Genomic DNA, 21825 nt, shown 5'->3' on the forward strand with positions numbered 1-21825 from the left:
TACCTCACAGGAAGCCCCAGATGAACGCTCCCCTGCCCCTGCCCTCCATCGCGCCCGCCGCGCCCTCGTCGATCGCCGACGCGCTCGGCGCCAAGAGCGCGCCTGTAAACAAGAAGGGCCCCAGCTTCTCCGACGTGCTGGCCCAGCAGCGTCCCGCGCAACAACGCCCCAGCCAGGCCGCCGATTCGCGGCCCGCGAACAACGGCGCCAAGACGTCCGCTGATGGCAAGACTTCCAGCGACCCGGCCGCCCGCGCCGAAGGCGCCGCCGCCGGCGCCATCGACGAGGCGGTGCAAACCGCCGCGCAGGCCGAGGCAGGCGCGCTGGCCGTCGCGGCCGCGCAACCCGCGGTCATTCTCCCGCAGCAAGCCCTGGAAATCGCGGCCCAGGCCGCAGAACAAGTGCAGCTCGCACGCGGCAACGCCGCCGCTGCCGCCGCAGCGATGAGCAGCGGCGCCGCCGTTCTGACCGCCGCGCTGAATGCCGCCGACGCCGCGCCCGCAACGCAGGCGCAGGCCGCTGCCATCGCCGCCTCTGGCGCTGTCGGCCTGACCGCTCCGCAAGCAGAGGCTGCCGCCGCGCTTGCCGCCCGCGAGGCCGAAATCGCCGTGCCGGTCGTCACCGCGGCAGCCAAGCCCGGCACTGACGCGGCGGCAGTCGCGCAAGCGCCGGTCCGCACCCCGGCCGCTGCCGCGCCCGTCAAGGCCGAAACGCCGCGACTCGCCGCGGAAGTCGCGCTGCCCCGTCCCGCGCGCGATGCGCGCCCGGCTGCGGACCACGCCGCCATGCCTGAACAGACCGACGAAACGCCGGCCCTGGCCAGCGCCCAACAGCAATTCCAGGCGCCGCAACATGGCGCCTCGGCCCAGGACCACCTGGCCCAGGCGCTTGCCGCAGCCGCGCAGCGTCCTGCCGCCGCTCCGGTTGCAAATCCGGCAGCCGTAGCCGCACCCGTCGTACCGGTGGTGCTTCAAGTCGCCACTCCCGTGGGCGGCACCCATTGGGGCACAGAGCTCGGCCAACAAGTCGTCATGATGAGCCACAGCGCACGCCAGGGCATGCAAACTGCCGAACTGCGCCTCGATCCGCCCGATCTGGGTCCGCTGCGCGTCAGCCTGAACCTGACGGACGGCGTAGCCAGCGCTTCGTTCGTGTCGGCCCACGCCTCGGTCCGCCAGGCGATCGAAACCGCGATCCCGCAACTGCAGCAGGCGTTGGCCCAGGCCGGCATCTCGCTGGGTCAGACCAGCGTGGGTGAACAAGCCGCCCAACAGGAGTTCGCGCAGCAAGGCGGCAACGGCTCGCAGCGCCATGCCGGCGGTAGCCAGACTGGCGCCGAGGCCGCGGCTGAAGCCCCCGTTGCGGTGGCAACCCCGCGCAACGCCAACGCGCTGGTGGACACCTTCGCCTGACAAAGCAACGCATCGCCTCTGGCCACGGCTGCGGGCGGTGCAGCAATAGCTTGAGATACGCGGCTTTCGCCCTGTTTTTCGCCTCCAAGCGGAAGCGGCATTTGGGGCAGAATGCTTTCATCCACTAAGAACCCGTTTTCATCAGCGGCAAAACACGCATCGACACCGAGATGGCGACTTCCAAACCTTCACCCATGCCTGCGCGCGGCGCGCCTTCTTCCCGCTCCGGCGGCATGGGCCGTATTCTTCGCCCCTTGCTGGCAATCCTGGTCCTGCTCATCGTTGCCGCGGCCAGCGCCGGCGCCACCTGGTTCATCACCCAACGCATGCAGCCGCAGAACAGCGCAACCGTGCAGCTCGGCGTCGGTCAAGTGCCCGCCGGACAGCCTGGCCAACCCGGCCAGCCGGGTCAGCCGGAACAAGGCCCGCAAGCCACCCCGACCACCTTTGTCGCGCCGCCGGCCAACCCGGTCGCCGTGCCCGCTCCGATCTTCGTGCCGATCGAACCCTTTACGGTCACGCTGCAAAATCCGGATACGGAACGCATCATGCATGTGGGCCTGACGCTGCGCGTCAGCGACGAGCAGACCCGTACGCGCCTCGAAAAGTACATGCCTGAAGTGCGCAGCCGCATCCTGATGGTGCTGTCGTCGCAATCGCCCACCGGCGTGCAGACTCAGCAAGGCAAGACCGACATGGCCAACGCGATCAAGCAGGCCGTGAATCGCCCCTTCTCGCCCCTGCCGGACGGCCAGTATGTCACCGACGTACTGTACACGGCGTTCGTGGTGCAATAAGCATGGCCTACGAGGCATTTCTTTCGCAGGACGAGGTTGATGCGCTGTTGGCGGGCGTCACCGGCGAAAGCGACAGCAAAACTACCGCCGCGGACCCGAACGCCGGCGCCCGCGCTTACGACCTGAGTTCGCCGGACCGCGTCGTGCGGCGCCGCATGCAGACGCTGGAGCTCATCAACGAGCGTTTCGCCCGGCAGATGCGCCATGTGCTGCTGAACTTCATGCGCCGCAGCGCCGACATTACCGTAGGTTCGATCAAGATCCAGAAGTACGCGGATTTCGAACGCAACCTGCCCGTGCCGAGCAATCTGAACATGATTCAGATGAAGCCCCTGCGCGGCACGGCCCTCTTCACCTATGACCCGAACCTGGTGTTCCTGGTCATCGACAGCCTGTTCGGCGGCGATGGCCGCTACCACACGCGCGTCGAAGGCCGGGACTTCACCACGACCGAACAGCGCATCATCCGGCGCCTGCTCAACCTGACCCTGGAAAGCTACGGCAAGTCCTGGGATCCCGTCTACCCGATCGAATTCGAGTACGTGCGCTCGGAGATGCACACCAAGTTCGCCAGCATCACCGGCAACAATGAAGTGGTGGTCGTCACCTCGTTCCACATCGAATTCGGCGCGACCGGCGGCGACCTGAACATCTGCCTGCCCTATTCCATGATCGAACCGGTGCGCGACCTGCTGACGCGCCCGCTGCAGGAAACCACACTCGAAGAAGTGGACCAGCGCTGGGCGCAGCAGCTCTCGCGCCAGGTGCGCAGCGCCGATATCGACGTGGTTGCGGAATTTGCCCGCATTCCCTCGTCGATCCGCGAACTGATGAGCCTGAAAGTCGGCGACGTCCTTCCCGTGACCGTACCCGAAACCATAGTCGCCAGCGTCGACGGCGTGCCGTTGATGGAATGCGGCTACGGCGTCTTCAATGGCCAGTACGCCTTGCGCGTACAGAACATGTTTACCCACGATACAGAATCCAACGAGGCCTCTGACCATGACTGACAAGAACGAGCCCGGTACCGGCTCGTCCCCGGCCGACGACTGGGCCGACGCGCTCGCCGAACAATCCCGCGCCAATCCGCCCACCCAGGCCGACGGCCTGAAGCCCCAGGACGACTGGGCCGCAGCCATGGCCGAGCAGACCAGTGCGGCGGCGCCCGCTGCCGCGCCGGCTCCCGCAGCGGCGGCGCCTGCCGCTCCTGCCGCAGCCGCCCAACCTGCCGCGCAATCCGTATTCAAACCCCTGGCCGGTGCCACCGGCGGCGCGGGCGCGGATATCGACCTGATCATGGACGTACCCGTCCAGTTGACGGTCGAGCTGGGCCGCACCCGCCTGACCATCAAGAACCTGCTCCAGCTGGGCCAGGGTTCCGTGGTCGAGCTGGACGGCCTGGCAGGCGAGCCGATGGACATCTTCGTCAACGGCTACCTGATCGCCCAGGGCGAAGTCGTGGTCGTGGAAGACAAGTACGGTATCCGCCTGACCGACATCATCACGCCGTCCGAGCGGATCAACCGCTTGAACAACCGCCGCTGATCCTGGCGTCATGGACGATTCCGCCCTCCTGCGCGTCTTTGCCGGCCTGATCCTGGTCGTGGCCGCCATCCTGGCCTCGGCCTGGCTGGCGCGCCGCGCCGGGCTGACACAGCGCGGCGGCGGCAACCTGTTGCGGCAGGTCGCAAGCCTGCCCGTCGGTCCGCGCCAGAGCATCGTGGTGGTGGAAGTCGAGAACACCTGGCTGGTGGTGGGCGTCGGCCCGAACCAGCTCAATACCCTGCATACCCTGCCCGCCGGCCAACTGCCGGAGGCTTCGACCTTGCCCGCGGCCGCCTTCGCGGCCAAGCTGGGCCAGGCGCTCAAGCGCCGCTAGCGCTGCCGCGCCCTCCAAGCGACACCCATGAGTTTGCTCACCAGCACGACACCCGTCCGCGCCCGGCCCGGCGCGCTACACCTGCTCGGCGCCGCCGCCCTGCTAGGCCTGGCCCTGTTTCCCGCGGGTGTCGTCGCGCAGGCCACCTTGCCCGCGCTGACCGCAACGCCGGGTCCGAACGGTTCTGAAACCTATTCGCTCAGCATGCAGACGCTGCTGCTGATGACCTCGCTGTCGTTCCTGCCCGCCGCGCTGCTCATGATGACGGGCTTCACCCGCATCATCATCGTGCTGGGCCTGCTGCGCAGCGCCATGGGAACGGCCATGTCGCCGCCCAACCACGTGCTGATCGGCCTGGCGCTGTTCCTGACCTTCTATACGATGTCGCCGGTATTCGACAAGATATACACCGACGCCTACAAGCCGCTGTCCGAAGGCTCGATCCAGTTCGAGGCAGCCGTCGAGCGCGCCGCCGCGCCGCTGCGCACCTTCATGCTGCACCAGACGCGCGAGAACGATCTGTCGCTGTTCGCCAACCTGGCCAAGCAGCCCGCCCTGGAAGACCCTACCCAGGTGCCTCTGCGCATCCTGGTGCCGGCGTTCATCACCAGCGAACTCAAGACCGCCTTCCAGATCGGCTTCACCATCTTCATTCCCTTCCTCATCATCGACCTGGTCGTCGCCAGCGTGCTGATGGCGCTGGGCATGATGATGGTTCCTCCGGTCACGGTGGCCCTGCCCTTCAAGCTGATGCTTTTCGTGCTGGCCGACGGCTGGAACCTGCTCATGGGCTCCCTGGCCCAGAGCTTCTATCAGTAACGCCTGGAGGAGAATCGCCATGACCGCCGAAACCGTCATGACCATGACCTACCAGGCAATGAAGATCGTGCTTGCGATGGCTGGGCCCTTGCTGCTCGTGACACTGGTGGTGGGCCTGGTCATCAGCATCTTCCAGGCCGCCACGCAGATCAACGAAATGACGCTGTCGTTCATTCCGAAGCTGTTGGCCATGTGCGGCGTGCTGGTGCTGCTCGGTCCCTGGCTTATCGGCGTCATGGTCGACTACATACGGCAGCTGATCGGCCAGATCCCCATGCTGGTGTCCTGAGCGGCGCCCGCCGCCGGACACCGGACCTTTCCCCATGATCGCCTTCACGCTCGAGCAGCTCAACGGCTGGATCGGCCAGTTTCTCTGGCCGTTCGTGCGCATTCTGGCGCTCGTGGGCACCGCCCCGCTGTTCTCGGAATCGCTGATTCCCATCAAGGTCAAGGTCGGGCTGTCCTTCGTCCTGGCCGTTGCGATCAGTCCGGCGCTTGATCCCGTGCCGCCCATTGCGCCCGGTTCGTTTGCCGGATTGTGGATGGTGATGCAGCAGGTGCTGATCGGCATCGCGCTGGGATTCACCATGCGCCTGGTGTTCGCCGCCGTGCAGACCGCCGGTGAATTCGTCGGCCTGCAGATGGGCCTGTCGTTCGCGTCGTTCTTCGACCCGAGCTCCGGCGCCAATACCGCGGTGCTGTCGCGTCTGTTCAACATCATTGCGATGCTGACATTCCTGGCATTGGACGGCCATCTGCTGGTCCTGGCGGCACTGGTCCGCTCCTTCGACACCTTGCCCGTCGCCATGATCCAGCTGCATCAGAACGGCTTTGGCGTGGTGGTGGAATGGGGCAAGACCATATTCGTATCGGGTCTGCTGCTGGCCCTGCCCCTGATCTGCGCGCTGCTGACCATCAACCTGGCCATGGGCATCCTGAACCGTGCGGCGCAGCAGCTATCCGTGTTCTCGATCGGATTTCCCGTGACGCTCATCATCGGCGTCACCATTCTGGCGGTCGTCCTGCCGCACGCCGGGCCCTTCCTGGAATCGCTGTTCGAATCCGGCCTCACCGCGATGAGCCGCGTCGCCGACGCCCTGGCGGGCAAGTAGGACTGGACTCATAGGGACCGCCGGGGCGGTGTGTGACACCGCCCCGCGCCCGATCACTGCTGCCCGGTAAGACGGAACACCCGGATCGTCTCGCGCAGCGCGCCGGATTGGTTGCCCAGTTGGACCACCGCGCCGCCCAGGTCCTGGACCAGCGCGGTGTTCTGCACCGTCATCACGTCCATCTGCGACACCGCCGTATCCACCTGCTCGATGCCGCTGGACTGTTCCTGCGAGGCCTGCGAAATCTCGCCAATGATGTCGGTGACACGATGCACGGCGGCCACGATGTCCTGCATCGTCGCGCCCGCCTGCTCGGCCTGCAGGGAGCCTTCGGTCACGCGTTCCACCGAGTCTTCGATCAGGCCCTTGATCTCCTTGGCTGCCTGGGCGCTCTTCTGCGCCAGGCTGCGCACCTCGCCCGCCACCACCGCGAAGCCCTTGCCCGACTCTCCGGCGCGAGCCGCTTCCACGGCAGCGTTCAACGCCAGGATGTTGGTCTGGAATGCAATGCCTTCGATGATGCTGACGATGTCGGCAATCTTGCGGGAACTGTCCGAAATGCCGTGCATGGTGCTCACCACCTGCCCGACCGCCACACCGCCCTTGCGCGCCACTTCCATGCTGCTGGCGGCCAGCTGATTGGCCTGTCGCGCATTGTCCGCGTTCTGCCGCACCGTGGAGGTCAGCTGTTCCATGCTGGCCGCGGTCTGCTGCAAGGACGCCGCCTGGCCTTCGGTACGGCCCGCGAGTTCCTGGTTGCCGCGCGCGATATGCGCCGCGGCATGGGTCGTACCCTCGATGCCGCGATACACATCCTGCGCGATCCCGATCAGGCTCTTGCGCATCACATCGAGCGAAAATTTCAAGCTTCCGACTTCATCATCGGAATCCGCCACGATCTGCGTGGTCAGATTGCCTGCGGCGACCTGACGCGCCATATTGGCGGCATCCACCATCGGATCCAGCAGCGAGCGCGACAGGCGCCAGCCCATGCCAAAGATGGCGATAACGCCCAGCGCGATGGCCGCGCAGCCGACGCTCGCGCCCAAGGTGCCCAGTTCCGCCCAGTTGGCCCGCAGGCCGTAAATACCGGCGCCGGCCATGATCGCCGATGACAGCAGCGCGTGGCGCAGCATGCGGCTGCGGACATTGCGCCGGAACGGAAATGCCAGCACGTCCACGCCGCGGCGCCAGCCTGCCCGCACGGGACGCCCGCGCAGGATGCGCACGCCCTTGGCCGTGCCCTCGCGAATGCGGGCATACAAATCCTCAGCCATTTCGATCTGTTCTTCGGAGGGGCGCACCCGCACCGAGGAATACGCCACGACCTCGCCGTTTTCGACGATGGGCGTCGCGTTGGCCAGCACCCAGTAGTAACCGCCGTCCTTGCGCCGGTTCTTCACCAGCCCCAGCCAGGACTCTCCGGCCTGCAGCGTTTCCCACAGATCTTCGTAGGCTTCGGGCGGCATGTCGGGATGACGCACGATATTGTGCGGCTTGCCGATGAGCTCTTCTCGGGAAAAACCGCTGACTTCGACAAAGGCCGGGTTCGCATAGACGATCCGGCCCTTGGTATCAGTACGCGAGATCAGGTATTGATCCTCGCGCAGCTTGGTTTCTACATTGTGGACAGGTAGGTTGACGCGCACAGCTTGTCTCCGGATACATCATGTCGAGCAGCGAATGAATATCGGCGAGCAAACCGGATCTGACGCCCCGCATAGACGTGTTCCCCCGCCAGGTTCGTCAGGCTCCGGGACGACATGGCCCCCGCATTTTCGAACACTGTTCACCGCCCTTTTCAGGCGTTATTGTTGTTAACGACCAAATTTTCGAAAACTTAACGCGCGCATGAATTTTGCGCACACCAAGGCGTAAAGCACATGGACCGCGGCCGCGCATCAGCGCGGCCGCGGTCCTGTTGCAGACGTTAGAAGACGGGCATCAAGCCTGCGTCAGCGTCGGCGCGGCATAACCGCCCGACAACTGGTGCGCGGGGACCTCGATCACTTCGCCCGTGTTGATCTTGAACACGGCCACCGCTTCGGCCAGGCGCTGCGCCTGCTCTTGCAGAGACCCCGCAGCCGCTGCAGCCTCTTCCACCAGCGCCGCGTTCTGCTGCGTCACCTCGTCCATCTGCGACACCGCGCGGTTCACCTGGTCGATGCCGCTGGACTGCTCTTCGGACGCCGCCGAGATTTCGCCCATGATGTCCGTCACGCGCTTCACCGACGCCACGATCTCCTGCATCGTTGCGCCCGCGCGCTCCACCTGCTGCGAACCCGCGCCGACCTTGCTCACCGAATCCTCGATCAGGCCCTTGATTTCCTTGGCCGCCTGGGCGCTGCGCTGCGCCAGCGAACGCACCTCGCCCGCCACCACGGCAAAACCCTTGCCCTGCTCGCCCGCGCGCGCCGCTTCCACAGCCGCGTTCAGCGCCAGGATATTGGTCTGGAACGCAATGCCGTCGATCACCGACACGATCTCGGAGATCTTGCGCGAGCTGGCCGAGATGCCTTGCATCGTGCTGACCACTTCCGACACAGCCGAACCGCCGCGCTCCGCCACGTCGGACGCGCTGGCCGCCAGCTGATTGGCCTGGCGCGCGTTGTCCGCGTTCTGCTTCACGGTCGACGCCAGCTCTTCCATCGAGGCCGCGGTTTCCTCCAGCGAAGCCGCCTGCTCTTCCGTGCGGCTGGACAAGTCCGTGTTGCCGGCGGAAATCTCGCGCGAGCCCACCGTGATTTCGTCCACGCCGCTGCGTACCGCGGACACCGTACGAGTCAGGCTTTCCTGCATGCGCTTGAGTGCGGCGAACAACTGGCCGATCTCGTTGTGCGAACGCACTTCCACGCGGCTGGTCAAGTCTCCGGCAGCAATCTTGTCGAAGTGCTGGCCGGCTTCCACCAAGGGGCGCACCACCAGGCGACCAAACACCAGACGCGCCAGAATCATCAGCAACACCGCCAGACCGACGGCGACGCCCACCGCCACCATGGCGAGGTTGAAGTTGGCTTCCGCCTCGTTGATCGTCTCCTGCTGCTGGTCGCCGATGTACTTGCCGAACTCGCTGAGCGCCTCGATGAAGGCTGCGCTACGCGGCGTGCCGTACTCGTTGTTCACCATGTAGAAGGTGGAATAGTCTTCGCTGCGCAGGGCTTCGACCATGGTATCCACGCCATCGTCGATGTACGAACGATAACGACGGACCAGGTTCATCGACAACTGACGGCCCGTATCGTCCTGCAGCATGTTCTTCTGGAAATCGGCGAAGCGGCTACGCACGCCGGTCAGCAGGTCCGTGGCGCCCTTCAAGGCCGCTGCGGCATCGCGGGCCGAGTTCTCGCCGCTGCCCCAACCGGATTCCTGCAGGTGGCGCGCGGCGACCATCAGCGCAACGCGCGCGCGCAACATGTCGCTGTTGATCACTTCGACCTGCTTCGCACGCTCGGTCAAGGCATTGACTTCGCGGATCGACTCATAGTTGTTCTGCAGGAAATACGCGGCCAGACCGCCCACCGCCGCGATCAACACGGCGAAAAACGCCATGACCCACAGCAACATGGTGCCGACGCGGGCATCGCGCAACCGCAGCTTGCGCTTCACCTTGGGTGCGCGCGCGGCCTTCTTCTTGCCGACTTTTCCGGATTTCGTACCGGACTCGAGACTCGCTTCCATATTATTTCCCCATCCCTCAGGAACTACTCTGACCAAATGAAAAACCACCCGGTGGACATGCCTTGTTACACGAGGCACGAACTCCGGGCGACGTACATCGCGGCGCGCGCCGCGATGCTCCCCGCTGGACTACAGGGCGTTATTTGCCCTGAGGCTGCAAGCCGGCCGGTTCACCCGGACCCGGTATGTAGATGGTCTGCACCTCGGGAGCCGCAGCGGGCGGCGCCATATCCTGACGCAGGTCAGGCACAGGCGCGGGTCCCAGCAGCTTCTGGCGTTCCCAGGGTTCCAGCAAGATATTGGTGCTGTCGACGAGGCGCAGCAGCCGGCCATCCGGGCCGAACTGCAGCAGCGCTTCCTTGCGGCTGTACAAGCCGTCCGCGACGAAGGTGATTTTGAAGGCCCAGAGCGCGAGCAACGTACCGTCGGTCTGCTTATAGAGTTTGTCGGGCGGGGCGGTCAGCGCACGAGAGGCCTCTTCCAGCGTCGTTTGCCCAGGGGTCAAGGTCGACAGCTTGTCCGGGTCGAAATTGTGCCCGGTCGCCGCGCAGCCAACCAGAAAGACCGCCAACACGGCCGTTGCCAGAAGATGTATATAGCCTCGCATACCCTACCCATTTACCGGCAAGGCCGGTGTCAGAAAGATTCCCAATCGTCATCCGCAGGCGCCGATCGGCGGCTTGGCGTCGTCGCGGGCTTCGCCGCTGGCGCAGCGGCCGGACGCACAGTGGGACGGCGCAGCGGCCGTGCCGCAGTCGCCCCTTCGGCCGCAGCCGGCTTGGCCCGCGCGGAATGCGTCAAACGCACGGCCGGTACCGCCTTGGCCTCTGCCGCGGGCGCGTCCGCCTGCGCCGCCGGGGCGGAGGGAGCAACCGGGGCAGCCACGCGCGCCGCCGGGCGTCGCCCCGCCAACTGATGTGCGGGGACTTCGATCACTTCGCCCGCATTGATCTTGAACACGGCCACCGCTTCGGCCAGGCGTTCGGCCTGTTCCTGCAGCGAACCTGCGGCGGCAGCCGCCTCTTCCACCAGCGCCGCGTTCTGCTGCGTCACCTCGTCCATCTGCGACACCGCGCGGTTCACCTGGTCGATGCCGCTGGACTGTTCTTCGGACGCCGCCGAGATCTCGCCCATGATGTCCGTCACGCGCTTCACCGAAGCCACGATCTCCTGCATCGTTGCGCCCGCGCGTTCCACCTGCTGCGAGCCCGCGCCGACCTTGCTCACCGAATCCTCGATCAGGCCCTTGATTTCCTTGGCCGCCTGGGCGCTGCGCTGCGCCAGCGAGCGCACCTCGCCCGCCACCACGGCAAAACCCTTGCCCTGCTCGCCCGCACGCGCAGCCTCCACCGCGGCGTTCAGCGCCAGGATGTTGGTTTGGAACGCAATGCCATCGATCACCGAAACGATTTCAGAAATCTTGCGCGAGCTGGCAGAGATTTCCTGCATGGTATTGACCACTTCCGACACCGCCGAACCGCCACGCTCGGCCACGTCCGAGGCACTGGCGGCCAACTGGTTCGCCTGGCGTGCGTTGTCCGCGTTCTGCTTGACGGTCGAAGCCAACTGTTCCATCGAGGCGGCGGTTTCCTCCAGAGAAGCCGCCTGTTCCTCCGTGCGGCTGGAGAGATCCGTATTGCCCGCGGAAATCTCCCGCGAACCCACATTGATTTCATCCACTCCGCGACGCACCGACGCCACCGTGCGCGTCAGGCTTTCCTGCATGCGCTTGACCGCCGCCATCAGCATGCCGATCTCATTGGTGGAGGTCGCGTCCACGCGCACGGTGAGATCGCCGCCGGCGATCTTATCGAAACTGTCGCTGACAGCGCGCAAGGGACGCAGCACCATGCGGTTCATGAACAGGAAGGCTCCCATCCATACGGCCAAGATCAGCACGGCGAGCGCGACGTACACAATCGCCATCGTCGCCGCCTGCGAACGCGAAGACGACACCATCTCTTCGCTATAGGAGGTGATGTCCTTGGCAAATTCGGTCAGTTGCTTCGAGAATGCCCCACTCGCGGCGCCGGCCCTGGTGTTCTTCAGATCCAGGTAAGCCGCCGAATCGCCCTTGTCCAAGGCCGACATCATGGCTTGCAGCGCGTCGGCGAACCCGTTGAAGGACGAAATAAGATCGCCTTCGGCGCTCTTGCCAAGCGCCGTAGTCTTCGGGATGGCCTTGAAGGTTTCCATCTTCTTCTTGGCATCGGCGACCAGCTGCTGCACCGTGCGCGTGTTCTCGCTGGCGCCGTTGGCGTCGCCCGTGGCCCGCTGCGCGGCGGCGATGTCGGCGCGTATGGTCGCGCGCAACATCTGCGTGTAAGCGTCCTTGATCAGATTCGCCTGCTGCACGCTCAAGGTGTCCAGCGCATTGATCGCCTCGGAGTTGGAACGCATGCTGTTCCAGCCCAGGACAATGGACACCAGCGCGGCCAGCGCCACGGCCAACTGGGCGAGCATCAAGCCCGTGCGCACCTTCAGATTGCTAAACATTTCCGTATATTCCGGTAGTCGTCCCGGCGGCATTCATGCCGCCAAGCCGTAAATAGGGGGTAGCTTTACTGCGTGTGCTGCGCTGACGGATCCCTCCGTCAGAAAGACTCCCAATCGTCGTCCGCCACAGGCGTTGGACGTCGGCTGGCGGCTGGTGCCGCAGGCGCGGCGTCCTTGGCACTCGTCGGGCGGCTGGCCGGCCGGCGTAGCGGACGAACGGTAGTGGCTGCTTCCGGCGCTGGCTTGGGTCGGGCGACCTGCGTCAGGCGGGGCGCAGGCGCCGCCTTCGGCGCAGGTTCCGCCGGCTGAGGCGCTTCTGCCTTGGCAGGTTCGGTGGACACCTTGCTTGCCGCTGCTGCCTGCGGCGCGGACGGAGCCGGCATGCGCGGCGCGGCGCGTTGCGACGCCAGTTGCTGCGCGGGGACTTCAATCACTTCGCCCGCATTGATCTTGAACACGGATACCGCTTCGGCCAGGCGCTGCGCCTGCTCTTGCAGAGACCCCGCAGCCGCTGCAGCCTCTTCCACCAGCGCCGCGTTCTGCTGCGTCACCTCGTCCATCTGCGACACCGCGCGGTTCACCTGGTCGATGCCGCTGGACTGCTCTTCGGACGCCGCCGAGATCTCGCCCATGATGTCCGTCACGCGCTTCACCGACGCCACGATCTCCTGCATCGTTGCGCCCGCGCGCTCCACCTGCTGCGAGCCCGCGCCGACCTTGCTCACCGAATCCTCGATCAGGCCCTTGATTTCCTTGGCCGCCTGGGCGCTGCGCTGCGCCAGCGAGCGCACCTCGCCCGCCACCACGGCAAAGCCCTTGCCCTGCTCGCCCGCGCGAGCCGCTTCCACAGCCGCGTTCAGCGCCAGGATGTTGGTCTGGAACGCAATGCCGTCGATCACCGACACGATCTCGGAGATCTTGCGCGAGCTGGCCGAGATGCCTTGCATCGTGCTGACCACTTCCGACACGGCCGAACCGCCGCGCTCCGCCACGTCGGACGCGCTGGCCGCCAGCTGATTGGCCTGGCGCGCGTTGTCCGCGTTCTGCTTCACGGTCGACGCCAGCTCTTCCATCGAGGCCGCGGTTTCCTCCAGCGAAGCCGCCTGCTGCTCAGTGCGGCTGGAGAGGTCCGTGTTGCCCGCCGAGATCTCGCGCGAGCCCACGTTGATCTCGTCCACGCCACGGCGCACCAGCGCCACGGTGCGGGTCAGGCTTTCCTGCATACGCTTGATCGCGCCAAACAACTGGCCGATCTCGTTGGTGCTGCGCACATCGATGCGACCGGTGAAATCGCCGGCCGAAATCTTTTCAAAATGATCTCCTGCTTCACGCAGCGGGCGCAGCACGGTCCGGCTGATGAACAGCCAGCACCCAACTGCCAGGGCCAGAGCGATCGCCAGCATCACGATCGTGACCGTGCGCGACACGCCGTGGGCCGTCTCGGCCTGCACCACCAGCTCGTCGGTGGTGGAGTCGATATGCGCCAGCACACCGCCCACCGCTTCCCTCAGCGCGGTGTTCGCCGCGCTGCCGGCATCGTTCAGGTCCAGGTAATCCTGCACGGCCATGGTCGACAACGCGGCCGCCTGACGCTTGACCACGCCGTCGAACTGTTTGTAGGCGCTTTCCAGCTTTTGATTCAGGGCATCCGAGCCTTCCAGACGCGGTGCCTTGCGGTACGCATCCAGCGCCTGGGCGCCCTCCTGCATCAAGCCTTCCGCACGCTTGGCCTGCGAGATCGCCTGTTCGGTCTTTCCTTGTTGCAGATCCATCAGGGAAGTCGCCAGCAACAAGCGCCCGCGCAGGAACAGGATGTAGGCACGGTTCAGCTGCGAGGCTTGCGTGGAGTAGGCGTCGTTGACCCGCTCCAGCTTCTCATTGCTCGAGTTCAGCCCCATCCACGCCACGCCATTGGATATGAACATGGCGCCCGTGAAGAGCAGCAACACCAGAACGAGACAGGTGCGGACTTTCAAGTTGACAAGCATGGAATATCCGAGCGTTAAGCAATGTGAGACGACAATTTCCTACCCTGCACGCACACACGGACGCCCCGGCCCCTGGCCAGTAGCGTCCGCAAAGGCGCAACTCTACGCGCCCGAGGGCGCGCTTTTGGACCTACCGCATTGCTACTTGCGGCTGAACAGGCTCGATCCCTGGATGGTCATGAACGCAGCCGAGGCCGCTTGCAACGCCACCTGGCGCAGCGCAAGCTGGCTAGCGCCCGCGTAGTAATCCAGGTCTTCGAGATCGGACAGCGATTTGCTATAGGACAGGCCCTTGTTCGTGCCGGTCGCGTCCAGCGCTTCAATTTCATTCACGCGGGCGCCGACAGACGCCGCCACGGTCTGCACATTGTCGAAATTGCTCGCCAGTTTCTTATTGGCGGTCGCCAATTCGTTGTTCAGCCTCGCAAGCGCAACCTCGTCGCCCGCGATGGGGGAATCGAGCACCTTGATCAGGCTGTCAAGCGTATTGAACAGGTCCACGTCGGCCGACTGGATGCTCTCCACGTTGATCACGTCACCGTTCTGGGGAGCCCCCTTGATTACCACCGAGATTCCGCCAAGATCGATCGCGGAGCCCTCGGTATAAGCCGTGGGAGCTGCAGGCGGCATCGGCGTGATCACAGGCGGAACAGGCGGATTCGCGTTCGGATCCGTCGTCGTCACCCGATAGCCCATGGTGCCCGTGGCCGGGTCCGCTTCAAACTGCAAGCTGAAATTCTTGCCGATGTTGGCGCTGCCGGGCGTCACCGATACGGTGCTGAACTGGGCGGTGCCGGTGTTCGCCGCCGCAGCGGTGCTGACGTAGGCTTGCGAACCAGGGTTAGCCCGGCTGAACACGTCGCTGCCAATGTCGCTGGAGGAAACCTGGCGCGACTGGTCGATCTGCACGGTGCGTTCGCCGGTGGCTCCGCTATACACGATCTTGCCCGTGGCGTCTTGCGCGTAAGGAATCTGTCCGCCCTGGTAGCCTGAGAACAGGTACTGACCGTTGCCGTCCGTGCTGTTCGCCAGGCCGAGCAAGGCGTCGCGCGCACTCTTCAGGGCCGTCGACAGGGATTGACGGTCGCTGTCCGCGAACGTGCCGTTGCCTGCATTGATCACCCGGGTGCGCACATCAGTCAGCGCGGTCGTAACCGAATCCAGGATGTTGTTTTCCTGGGACAGGTTGGTCTTGGCAGTATTGCGGTTCAGCTGGTAGGTGGAGTTCATTGCCTGCGTCTGGGCGACGTTGATCGCCAGCGACGCCGACAGCGGATCATCCGCCGGACTCAGGAACTTGCGGCCGCTGCCCACCTGTTCGACCAGGCGGTTCATGTCGGATTCCTGAGAGAGAACGCCCTTCAGGCCATTCGAGTACATCATCGAGGTGCTCAGGCGCATGGTGAAGCTCCGGATTTATCTTTATTGGTCACGAGTCAATGATTCGATCAGCCGCGCAGACCCAGCAACGTGTCGAACATGGTGCTGGCCACATCAATGATGCGGGCGCTGGCTTGATACTGTTCCTGGTACAGCGACAGGCTGACGTACTCTTCGTTCAAGTTGACACCCGACACGGCCTGCTGCGCTGCGGTCTTCTGCGCGATCAGATTCCCCTGCGCGATGGCAGCAGTCTTGATTTGCGCGGTCTGCACGCCAACGGTGTTGACCACCTGGGAGAACATCTCGGTAATGTTCATCGTGCCGCGGCCCAACACCTTTGCAGTTTGCAGTTGAGCCAGCTTCAGGGCGTTCTTGCCGTTGCTGTCGCCGCCGGCGGCGTCAGCCGCGGCAATCTTGTCGGGATCCGTGATCAGCACTTGCAGGTCGCGGGCCGCGTCGCGCGTGGGGGACAAGGACCACTTGTCACCCGCCTGAGGCGGTGCGTCGATCGTCAAGGTCACGCCCATTTCGGACCGCAGGTCGAGCGTCGCCGAGGGCGGCGTGCCGGTGGCCGGGCCGTTGTAGACTTGCGTGCCTTCCGGCATGCGCAACACCCGGTAAGAACTGCCATCGAACGAGATTTCGTAGTCTTTGGCGTTGATGTTGTTCAGATCGGTGAACTGACCGGAAATCTGCGCGTTGCCCTTGTTGTTCGCGTTCGGCACGCCCTGCGGGTTGCTGATGCCGAAGAAGTCCGTGCCGGGCTTGCCGCTTTGGTCGAGCCCTTGCTTATGCTGTTCGTTGAAGGACAAAGCCAGGCCTACCGCCATCTGGCCCAATTGGCTCTGCATGACGTCCAGGGACGATGCCCGGAACTGGAGCAGGCCGCCGAGCTTGCCGCCGGTCACTTCCGCATCATTCAATTCCACCGCAACCGTCTTGCCGGCGCCGGCAGGCAAGGTGTAGGCGATGACAGTACGGCTAGTATCCTGGGACGAAGACACCGCCTGCAAGGGGTAGATCGTATTGCCCGACAGCAGCGCCTGGCCGCCGTTGGCCAGCGAAATGCTGATCTTGTCGCCTTGTTCGTAGGTGGTGACGCCCACCAGCTGGTTCAGTTCCATCACCGCCTGGTCGCGCTGATCCAGGAGATCGTTCGGGGGGCTGCCGCCAGCCTTGCCCGTCGCCAGCGAAATCTGCTGATTCAAGTCGTCGATACGCGACAGATAGCTGTTGACCTGGTCGACCGTGGTCGTGATCTGCGCATTCAAACCCATGCGCTGGTTCTGCATTTCCGAATAAGCCGAACGGATCTGCGTGGCCAGGCTATTGGCTTTTCCCAACAGATCCTGGCGTGCGGCCGGGTCAGCCGGCTTGCTGGCGACCGTGTTCATGCTGGTAAAGAAATTGGTCAGGCCGGGAGCGATGCCCACCGTGCGGTCAGCAAACAGATTATTGATCTGCGAGACCTGGTCGAACTGGGTCTGAAGCTGGGCGCCGCTACCCTGCGCGCCGACCAGTTGCTTGTACAGGAAACTGTCGTAGCTGCGCACGACGGTGTCGACCTGCACGCCACGGCCGATGAAGCCGTTGCTGGTGGCCTGAGCGCCGGCGGTCGAAACCATGACGCGCTGGCGGTTGTACCCGGCCGTGGTGGCATTGTTGATATTGTGGCTGGTGGTGGCCAAGCCTGCCTGAGCGGCGTTCAGCCCGCCCAGTGCCAATTTATACATGTTCATGCTGACAATGCCCCGTATTTAACCGCTGATATGCCTGGATATCCAATTAACGGCAGGAGGTGATCGGAATTTAGAGTCCTTCCAGCATCTGGCGAGAAATTTCCACCTTGGATGCCGCGCCTCGCAGCTGGCTCATCACGCCGATCAATTTTTGCGCGTACTGCGGATCGGTCGCATAGCCCGCATCCTGGATCCGGCGCGCCGCCTCGATCTCGTTTCGCGCCTGCGTGACACCCTCGTAGCGCGGGCTGTTGCCGATCAGCCGGGCGTAATCCGCGAACGATTCCTCGTAGGACGCGTAGGCGCGGAAAGGTTGCGTCACCTTTTTCGCCACGCCATCTTCGTATTCGGTGGTCAACACGTTGACGACCTGACCCTTCCAGCTGGAACCCGCCTTGATGCCGAACAGGTTGTAGCTGGTGCTGCCGTCCTGGTGCTTGATCTCGCGCTTGCCCCAGCCCGACTCCAGCGCCGCCTGGCCCATGATCAGGCGGGCCGGCACGCCGCTTTGCTGGGAAGCGAGATTGGCGGCGCGCGACATTTTGGACACGAAAGAGACCACGTGGTCGGGCGCGCCTTCCGCGGCGGCCAGCGCCCGGTTCTGCGCGCTGTTGTTGCGCATCACATTCAACAGGGCCGAGACTTCGCGCGAGCCGGCCGAGCGGAAATCGAGATCCGAACCCTCTCCCAGGCGCTTGACGGCATCCGCGCCCAGCTCGCCGGGCTTGCCCTGCTGCATCTGCGCCAAGATGGCACCAGACAATCCGATGCCGGGCGACGCCAGATGCAAGGCCAGTTGCTCGTCCGCCATGGACTGCAGCATCTGCGTCTGCTGCGAGTCGAACAGCCCCTCCTTGGGCGTCGCCTCGCGCATGCGCTTGACCATCATCTGCAGGAACAGGGCCTCGAACTGCTTGGCGACCTGCTTCTGCTGCTCCGTCCCCTCAGGATCTTTCTTGACGTCGCGCTTCAAGTCCGACAGGCGGCCCATGTCGAAGACCGAATCCTGCCGGCTGGCGCCGCGCGCCGCATCATTGGTGTAAGCCATGGCCGTCAGATGATTTCCAGTTCGGCGCGCAAGGCGCCGGCCGTCTTCATGGCCTGCAGAATCGCCAGCAGGTCCTGCGGCGTGGCGCCCAAGGCGTTCAAGCCCTTGACCACGTCCGCCAGATTGGCGCTGGTGCTCACGCGCTGCAGGGAGCCGTTTTCCTGGCGCACCTCGATCTGGGTATTGGGCACCACTACCGTCTGCCCTTCGGTGAACGGCGTGTCAGGCTGAGACACCTGGTTCTGGCGATTGATGATGACCGACAGATTGCCGTGCGCCACGGCGGCCTCTTCGATCATGACGGTACGGTTCATGACGACCGAACCCGTGCGCGCATTGATGATGACCTTGGCCACGGTGGGCGCGCGCGTCACCTGCAAATCTTCGAGCTGCGACAGGAAACGCGCCTGCGACGCCTGGTCCATCGGCGTACGGACCTGCACCACGCGCCCGTCCAGGGCGGTAGCGGTGCCTTGGCCGAACTTGCGGTTCAACGCCATGGACACATTCTGCGCCGTACCGAAATCGGTGTTGTTCAGTTCCACGTAAACGTAGCCGTCGCGCGAGAACGTGGTGGGCACGCCGCGCTCGACAATGGCGCCGGCGCTGATGCGTCCGCCGTTCAACTGGTTGATCTGCACGCTGGAACCGCCGGCGGAGGCGCCCGCGCCGCCCACCAGGATATTGCCCTGGGCGATGGCGTAGACCTGGCTGTCGGCGCCTTTGAGCGGAGTCATCAGCAACGTGCCGCCGCGCAGGCTCTTGGCGTTACCCATGGACGACACCACCACGTCCAGCGTCTGCCCCGGGCGGGCGAAAGCCGGCAGCGTGGTCGTGACCATGACCGCGGCCACGTTCTTCAACTGCATATTGCTGCCGGGCGGAACGGTGATGCCCAGCTGCGACAGCATATTGGTCAGACTTTGCTGCGTGAACGGCGTCTGCCGCACCTGGTCACCGCTGCCGTCCAGGCCCACGACCAGGCCATAGCCGATCAGCTGGTTGCCCCGCACGCCCTGGATTGAAGCCAGATCCTTGAGCCGTTCGGCGTGTGCCGCGCCCGCGCCGGCCACCAGCCCGACCGAAATGCAGACGCGCGCCAACAAGGACACCAAGGCGGATATCGGATTCGGTTGTTTCATGTTCAGAACGGCGAAGCGATCAGGAAGAAGCGTTGCAGCCAGCCCATGGTCTGGACTTCGTCCATGACGCCTTTGCTGCGGTACTCGATGCGGGCGTCGGCCACCTGCGTGGACGACACGGTGTTGGTGCCGGTGATGGAGCGCGGATCGACCACGCCGGAGAAGCGCACGAATTCGCTGCCCCGGTTGATGGCGATCTGCTTTTCGCCCGCGACCTGCAGGTTGCCATTGGACATCACCCCCACCACCGTGGTGGTGATGGTGCCGGTAAAGGCATTGTTCGCCGTGCTGTCACCCTTGCCCTGCGACACATTGCCGCCCTTGGCGTCGGTGTTCAGGTTGGCGTTGGCCCAACTGTCCATGAAGGACGGCGCAGCCGCGATGCCCAGGGAGGCGCTGCCGCTACGGTTGGTGTTGGTGGCGACGTTCTTGGAAGCGTTGGTCTTCTCGTTCAGGACGATGGTGACGATGTCGCCCACGTTGCGCGGCCGGCGGTCCTCGAACAAGGGATAGTTGCCGTATGTCGTAGGCTGATAGATCGAGCCCGTGGGCTGCGCCATGGCCGTAGGCGGAGGCGGCGGCACCGCCGTCGTCGGCCCGGTCACGATGGGCTCGGGCGGGATCATGGCGCAACCGGCCACCAGCATAGCCAGGGCCGCACTCGATACCAGGCGCAGAACAGACATAAGCATCACAGTTGAGTCAGGCGAGCCAGCATTTCGTCCGAGGTCTTGACGGCCTTGCTGTTCATTTCGTACGCGCGCTGCGTGGTGATCATGTTGACCAGTTCTTCGGCGACGTTGACGTTGGAGGTTTCAACGTACTTCTGCATGATCGAACCGGCGCCATCCACGCCAGGCTGCAACAGGTTGGCGGGTCCCGAAGCGTCGGTTTCCAGGTACAGGTTTTCACCTACGCTCTGCAACCCGGTGGGGTTGATGAACGTCGCGATCTGCAGCTGACCGATCTGTACGTTGATGCCAGCGGCGCCGGGCTGCGTAACCGAAACGATGCCGTCGTTGCCGATGGAGATCGACAGCGCATTGTCGGGGATGTTCATCGGCGGCTGGATCACGTAGCCGCTGACGGTCGTCAACTGGCCGTTCTGGTCGCGTTGCAACGCGCCGTCTCGGGTGTAGGCCTGGGTGCCGTCAGGCAGTTCGACCTGCAGGAAACCGCGGCCGTTGATGGCGATGTCCATCTCGCTGCCGGTGTTGTTCAGGTTGCCCGCAGTGTGGATGCGCTCGGTCGCTGCAACGCGCGCACCAGTACCCAGTTGCAGGCCCGACGGCAACTGGGTGGCGTCGCCGACCTGGGCGCCAGGCTGACGCAGCGTCTGGTACATCAGGTCCTGGAACACGGCGCGGCCGCGCTTGAAGCCATTGGTCGAAACGTTGGCCAAGTTGTTCGAAATCACGTCCATGGAGGTCTGCTGACCTTCCAGACCCGTCTTGGCGATCCACAACGAACGCATCATGATGAAGTACTCCTGGTGTCGCGGCCCGGCCGCGCGCAAAAATTGTTTCTAGTTCAGTTGCCGTATCAGGCGCTTACCGACAGGATGCCGTTGGCGCGCTCGGCGTTGCGGTCGGACTGCTGGATCACCTGCATCTGCTGCTCGAAGCGGCGGGCGTTGGCGATCATGCCCACCATCGCCGCCATCGGATTGGTATTGCTGCCTTCCAGCACGCCCGACAACAGCCGCAGGCTGGGGTCGGCGGGTACCGGAGGCGCAGGCTGGCCATTGACGGGCGCCATGCGGAACACGCCGTCGTCGCCGTGCACCAGCTGCTCGTTCTGCGGGTTGGCCAGTTTGATCCGGCCCAGGTTCAGAATGTTGTTCGGCGCGTCACCGGCGCCGATGGCGGTAATGGTGCCGTCCGCGGTGATCGTCAGCGCAGCCTGGTCGGGTACGTCGATGGGACCGCCCTGGTCCGACAGCACGGGTTGACCGAGAGAGGTCTGCAACAGGCCATTGATGCCGACCTGCAGGCTGCCGGCGCGGGTGTAGGCCTCGCCTTGCGGCGTCTGCACGGCGATCCAGCCGCGCTCGCTGGACAACGCCACGTCCAGATCCCGGCCCGTCGTCTGCATATTGCCCATCTGGAAGCTGTTGCGCGGCGTGGACGCCACCGTCGAAACACGCGTGGGCAGACTCGTCCCGTCCGTGACGGGCACGGAACGGTACAGCGCGATCTGCTCGCGGAAGCCCGCCGTGTTCACGTTGGCCATATTGTTGGAAAGCGCGGCCTGATGCTCGGTGATGCGCGCCGCGCCATTCATGGCGGTGTAGATGATACGGTCCATTGCCTATTCCGTCGGTGTCTTCTCG

20 protein-coding genes are annotated in these 21825 nt (G+C 64.6%); 8 read left to right on the forward strand and 12 right to left on the reverse strand.

Features of this window, described 5'->3' with window-relative positions:
* Positions 1-20 precede the first annotated feature (20 nt).
* From IAG39_RS18185 to fliR, 8 genes are all read left to right on the forward strand, one after another.
* Positions 21-1412 carry a flagellar hook-length control protein FliK gene (locus IAG39_RS18185; RefSeq protein ID WP_187524005.1) on the forward strand — a complete coding sequence of 464 codons (1392 nt, stop codon included), beginning with the start codon at positions 21-23 and terminating at the stop codon, positions 1410-1412.
* 170 nt (positions 1413-1582) lie between these two features.
* Positions 1583-2209 (forward strand): flagellar basal body-associated protein FliL, encoded by a 627-nt coding sequence (gene fliL / locus IAG39_RS18190; RefSeq protein WP_059380377.1) that lies wholly within the window; start codon positions 1583-1585, stop codon positions 2207-2209.
* A 2-nt stretch (positions 2210-2211) separates the two neighbouring features.
* The gene (gene fliM, locus IAG39_RS18195) at positions 2212-3219 is read left to right on the forward strand and encodes a flagellar motor switch protein FliM (RefSeq protein WP_118935218.1); all 1008 of its coding nucleotides are present in this window, start codon (positions 2212-2214) and stop codon (positions 3217-3219) included.
* Positions 3212-3754: a flagellar motor switch protein FliN gene (fliN, locus tag IAG39_RS18200; RefSeq protein WP_059380379.1), complete on the forward strand. Its 543-nt coding sequence runs from the start codon at positions 3212-3214 to the stop codon at positions 3752-3754. The genes fliM and fliN overlap by 8 nt, the downstream gene beginning before the upstream one ends.
* A gap of 10 nt (positions 3755-3764) precedes the next feature.
* On the forward strand, positions 3765-4088 hold the full coding sequence (gene fliO / locus IAG39_RS18205; protein WP_059380380.1) for a flagellar biosynthetic protein FliO: 324 nt from the start codon (positions 3765-3767) through the stop codon (positions 4086-4088).
* A 27-nt stretch (positions 4089-4115) separates the two neighbouring features.
* Positions 4116-4907, forward strand: coding sequence for a flagellar type III secretion system pore protein FliP (gene fliP, locus IAG39_RS18210; protein ID WP_059380381.1), 792 nt, complete (start codon positions 4116-4118; stop codon positions 4905-4907).
* Positions 4908-4926: 19 nt separating this feature from the next.
* Entirely contained in the window at positions 4927-5196 is a 270-nt protein-coding gene (gene fliQ / locus IAG39_RS18215; RefSeq protein ID WP_008163193.1) for a flagellar biosynthesis protein FliQ, read from the forward strand.
* Between the two features lie 34 nt (positions 5197-5230).
* Positions 5231-6019, forward strand: coding sequence for a flagellar biosynthetic protein FliR (gene fliR / locus IAG39_RS18220; protein WP_059380382.1), 789 nt, complete (start codon positions 5231-5233; stop codon positions 6017-6019).
* Positions 6020-6072: 53 nt separating this feature from the next.
* On the opposite strand, the gene IAG39_RS18225 is transcribed toward fliR, so the two are convergent.
* From IAG39_RS18225 to IAG39_RS18280, 12 genes are all read right to left on the reverse strand, one after another.
* A complete protein-coding gene (locus IAG39_RS18225) occupies positions 6073-7668 on the reverse strand; it encodes a PAS domain-containing methyl-accepting chemotaxis protein (protein ID WP_118935216.1) in 1596 nt (531 codons plus the stop codon).
* A gap of 295 nt (positions 7669-7963) precedes the next feature.
* On the reverse strand, positions 7964-9697 hold the full coding sequence (locus IAG39_RS18230) for a methyl-accepting chemotaxis protein (protein ID WP_187774047.1): 1734 nt from the start codon (positions 9695-9697) through the stop codon (positions 7964-7966).
* 139 nt (positions 9698-9836) lie between these two features.
* Positions 9837-10304, reverse strand: a complete 468-nt coding sequence (locus tag IAG39_RS18235) for a hypothetical protein (protein ID WP_118935242.1) — start codon at positions 10302-10304, stop codon at positions 9837-9839.
* Positions 10305-10333: 29 nt separating this feature from the next.
* Positions 10334-12193 carry a methyl-accepting chemotaxis protein gene (locus tag IAG39_RS18240; RefSeq protein WP_118935244.1) on the reverse strand — a complete coding sequence of 620 codons (1860 nt, stop codon included), beginning with the start codon at positions 12191-12193 and terminating at the stop codon, positions 10334-10336.
* A gap of 98 nt (positions 12194-12291) precedes the next feature.
* Complete coding sequence (locus IAG39_RS18245) at positions 12292-14181, reverse strand: methyl-accepting chemotaxis protein (RefSeq protein WP_187774048.1); 1890 nt, start codon at positions 14179-14181, stop codon at positions 12292-12294.
* A gap of 141 nt (positions 14182-14322) precedes the next feature.
* Positions 14323-15582 carry a flagellar hook-associated protein FlgL gene (gene flgL / locus IAG39_RS18250; RefSeq protein ID WP_118934111.1) on the reverse strand — a complete coding sequence of 420 codons (1260 nt, stop codon included), beginning with the start codon at positions 15580-15582 and terminating at the stop codon, positions 14323-14325.
* A gap of 47 nt (positions 15583-15629) precedes the next feature.
* Entirely contained in the window at positions 15630-17303 is a 1674-nt protein-coding gene (gene flgK / locus IAG39_RS18255; RefSeq protein ID WP_118934109.1) for a flagellar hook-associated protein FlgK, read from the reverse strand.
* 70 nt (positions 17304-17373) lie between these two features.
* The gene (gene flgJ / locus IAG39_RS18260; RefSeq protein WP_118934107.1) at positions 17374-18351 is read right to left on the reverse strand and encodes a flagellar assembly peptidoglycan hydrolase FlgJ; all 978 of its coding nucleotides are present in this window, start codon (positions 18349-18351) and stop codon (positions 17374-17376) included.
* Positions 18352-18356: 5 nt separating this feature from the next.
* The gene (locus tag IAG39_RS18265) at positions 18357-19493 is read right to left on the reverse strand and encodes a flagellar basal body P-ring protein FlgI (RefSeq protein WP_059374452.1); all 1137 of its coding nucleotides are present in this window, start codon (positions 19491-19493) and stop codon (positions 18357-18359) included.
* A gap of 2 nt (positions 19494-19495) precedes the next feature.
* Positions 19496-20185, reverse strand: coding sequence for a flagellar basal body L-ring protein FlgH (locus IAG39_RS18270; RefSeq protein WP_118934105.1), 690 nt, complete (start codon positions 20183-20185; stop codon positions 19496-19498).
* Complete coding sequence (gene flgG, locus IAG39_RS18275; protein ID WP_054456673.1) at positions 20185-20970, reverse strand: flagellar basal-body rod protein FlgG; 786 nt, start codon at positions 20968-20970, stop codon at positions 20185-20187. Before flgG ends, IAG39_RS18270 begins: the two co-directional genes overlap by 1 nt.
* Before the next feature lie 65 nt (positions 20971-21035).
* Positions 21036-21800 (reverse strand): flagellar basal body rod protein FlgF, encoded by a 765-nt coding sequence (locus tag IAG39_RS18280; RefSeq protein ID WP_059374449.1) that lies wholly within the window; start codon positions 21798-21800, stop codon positions 21036-21038.
* Between the last annotated feature and the right edge of the window lie 25 nt (positions 21801-21825).

Origin of the sequence: Achromobacter xylosoxidans (assembly GCF_014490035.1) — a bacterium.
Classification (GTDB): Bacteria; Pseudomonadota; Gammaproteobacteria; order Burkholderiales; family Burkholderiaceae_B; genus Achromobacter; species Achromobacter bronchisepticus_A.

Excerpts from the sequence above, each read along its gene's own strand:
- IAG39_RS18185 (WP_187524005.1), top strand. The coding sequence starts at position 21 with ATGAACGCTCCCCTGCCCCTGCCCTCCATCGCGCCCGCCGCGCCCTCG.
- fliL (WP_059380377.1), top strand. The coding sequence starts at position 1,583 with ATGGCGACTTCCAAACCTTCACCCATGCCTGCGCGCGGCGCGCCTTCT.
- fliM (WP_118935218.1), top strand. The coding sequence starts at position 2,212 with ATGGCCTACGAGGCATTTCTTTCGCAGGACGAGGTTGATGCGCTGTTG.
- fliN (WP_059380379.1), top strand. The coding sequence starts at position 3,212 with ATGACTGACAAGAACGAGCCCGGTACCGGCTCGTCCCCGGCCGACGAC.
- fliO (WP_059380380.1), top strand. The coding sequence starts at position 3,765 with ATGGACGATTCCGCCCTCCTGCGCGTCTTTGCCGGCCTGATCCTGGTC.
- fliP (WP_059380381.1), top strand. The coding sequence starts at position 4,116 with ATGAGTTTGCTCACCAGCACGACACCCGTCCGCGCCCGGCCCGGCGCG.
- fliQ (WP_008163193.1), top strand. The coding sequence starts at position 4,927 with ATGACCGCCGAAACCGTCATGACCATGACCTACCAGGCAATGAAGATC.
- fliR (WP_059380382.1), top strand. The coding sequence starts at position 5,231 with ATGATCGCCTTCACGCTCGAGCAGCTCAACGGCTGGATCGGCCAGTTT.
- IAG39_RS18230 (WP_187774047.1), bottom strand. The coding sequence starts at position 9,697 with ATGGAAGCGAGTCTCGAGTCCGGTACGAAATCCGGAAAAGTCGGCAAG.
- IAG39_RS18235 (WP_118935242.1), bottom strand. The coding sequence starts at position 10,304 with ATGCGAGGCTATATACATCTTCTGGCAACGGCCGTGTTGGCGGTCTTT.
- IAG39_RS18240 (WP_118935244.1), bottom strand. The coding sequence starts at position 12,193 with ATGTTTAGCAATCTGAAGGTGCGCACGGGCTTGATGCTCGCCCAGTTG.
- IAG39_RS18245 (WP_187774048.1), bottom strand. The coding sequence starts at position 14,181 with ATGCTTGTCAACTTGAAAGTCCGCACCTGTCTCGTTCTGGTGTTGCTG.
- flgL (WP_118934111.1), bottom strand. The coding sequence starts at position 15,582 with ATGCGCCTGAGCACCTCGATGATGTACTCGAATGGCCTGAAGGGCGTT.
- flgK (WP_118934109.1), bottom strand. The coding sequence starts at position 17,303 with ATGAACATGTATAAATTGGCACTGGGCGGGCTGAACGCCGCTCAGGCA.
- flgJ (WP_118934107.1), bottom strand. The coding sequence starts at position 18,351 with ATGGCTTACACCAATGATGCGGCGCGCGGCGCCAGCCGGCAGGATTCG.
- IAG39_RS18265 (WP_059374452.1), bottom strand. The coding sequence starts at position 19,493 with ATGAAACAACCGAATCCGATATCCGCCTTGGTGTCCTTGTTGGCGCGC.
- IAG39_RS18270 (WP_118934105.1), bottom strand. The coding sequence starts at position 20,185 with ATGCTTATGTCTGTTCTGCGCCTGGTATCGAGTGCGGCCCTGGCTATG.
- flgG (WP_054456673.1), bottom strand. The coding sequence starts at position 20,970 with ATGATGCGTTCGTTGTGGATCGCCAAGACGGGTCTGGAAGGTCAGCAG.
- IAG39_RS18280 (WP_059374449.1), bottom strand. The coding sequence starts at position 21,800 with ATGGACCGTATCATCTACACCGCCATGAATGGCGCGGCGCGCATCACC.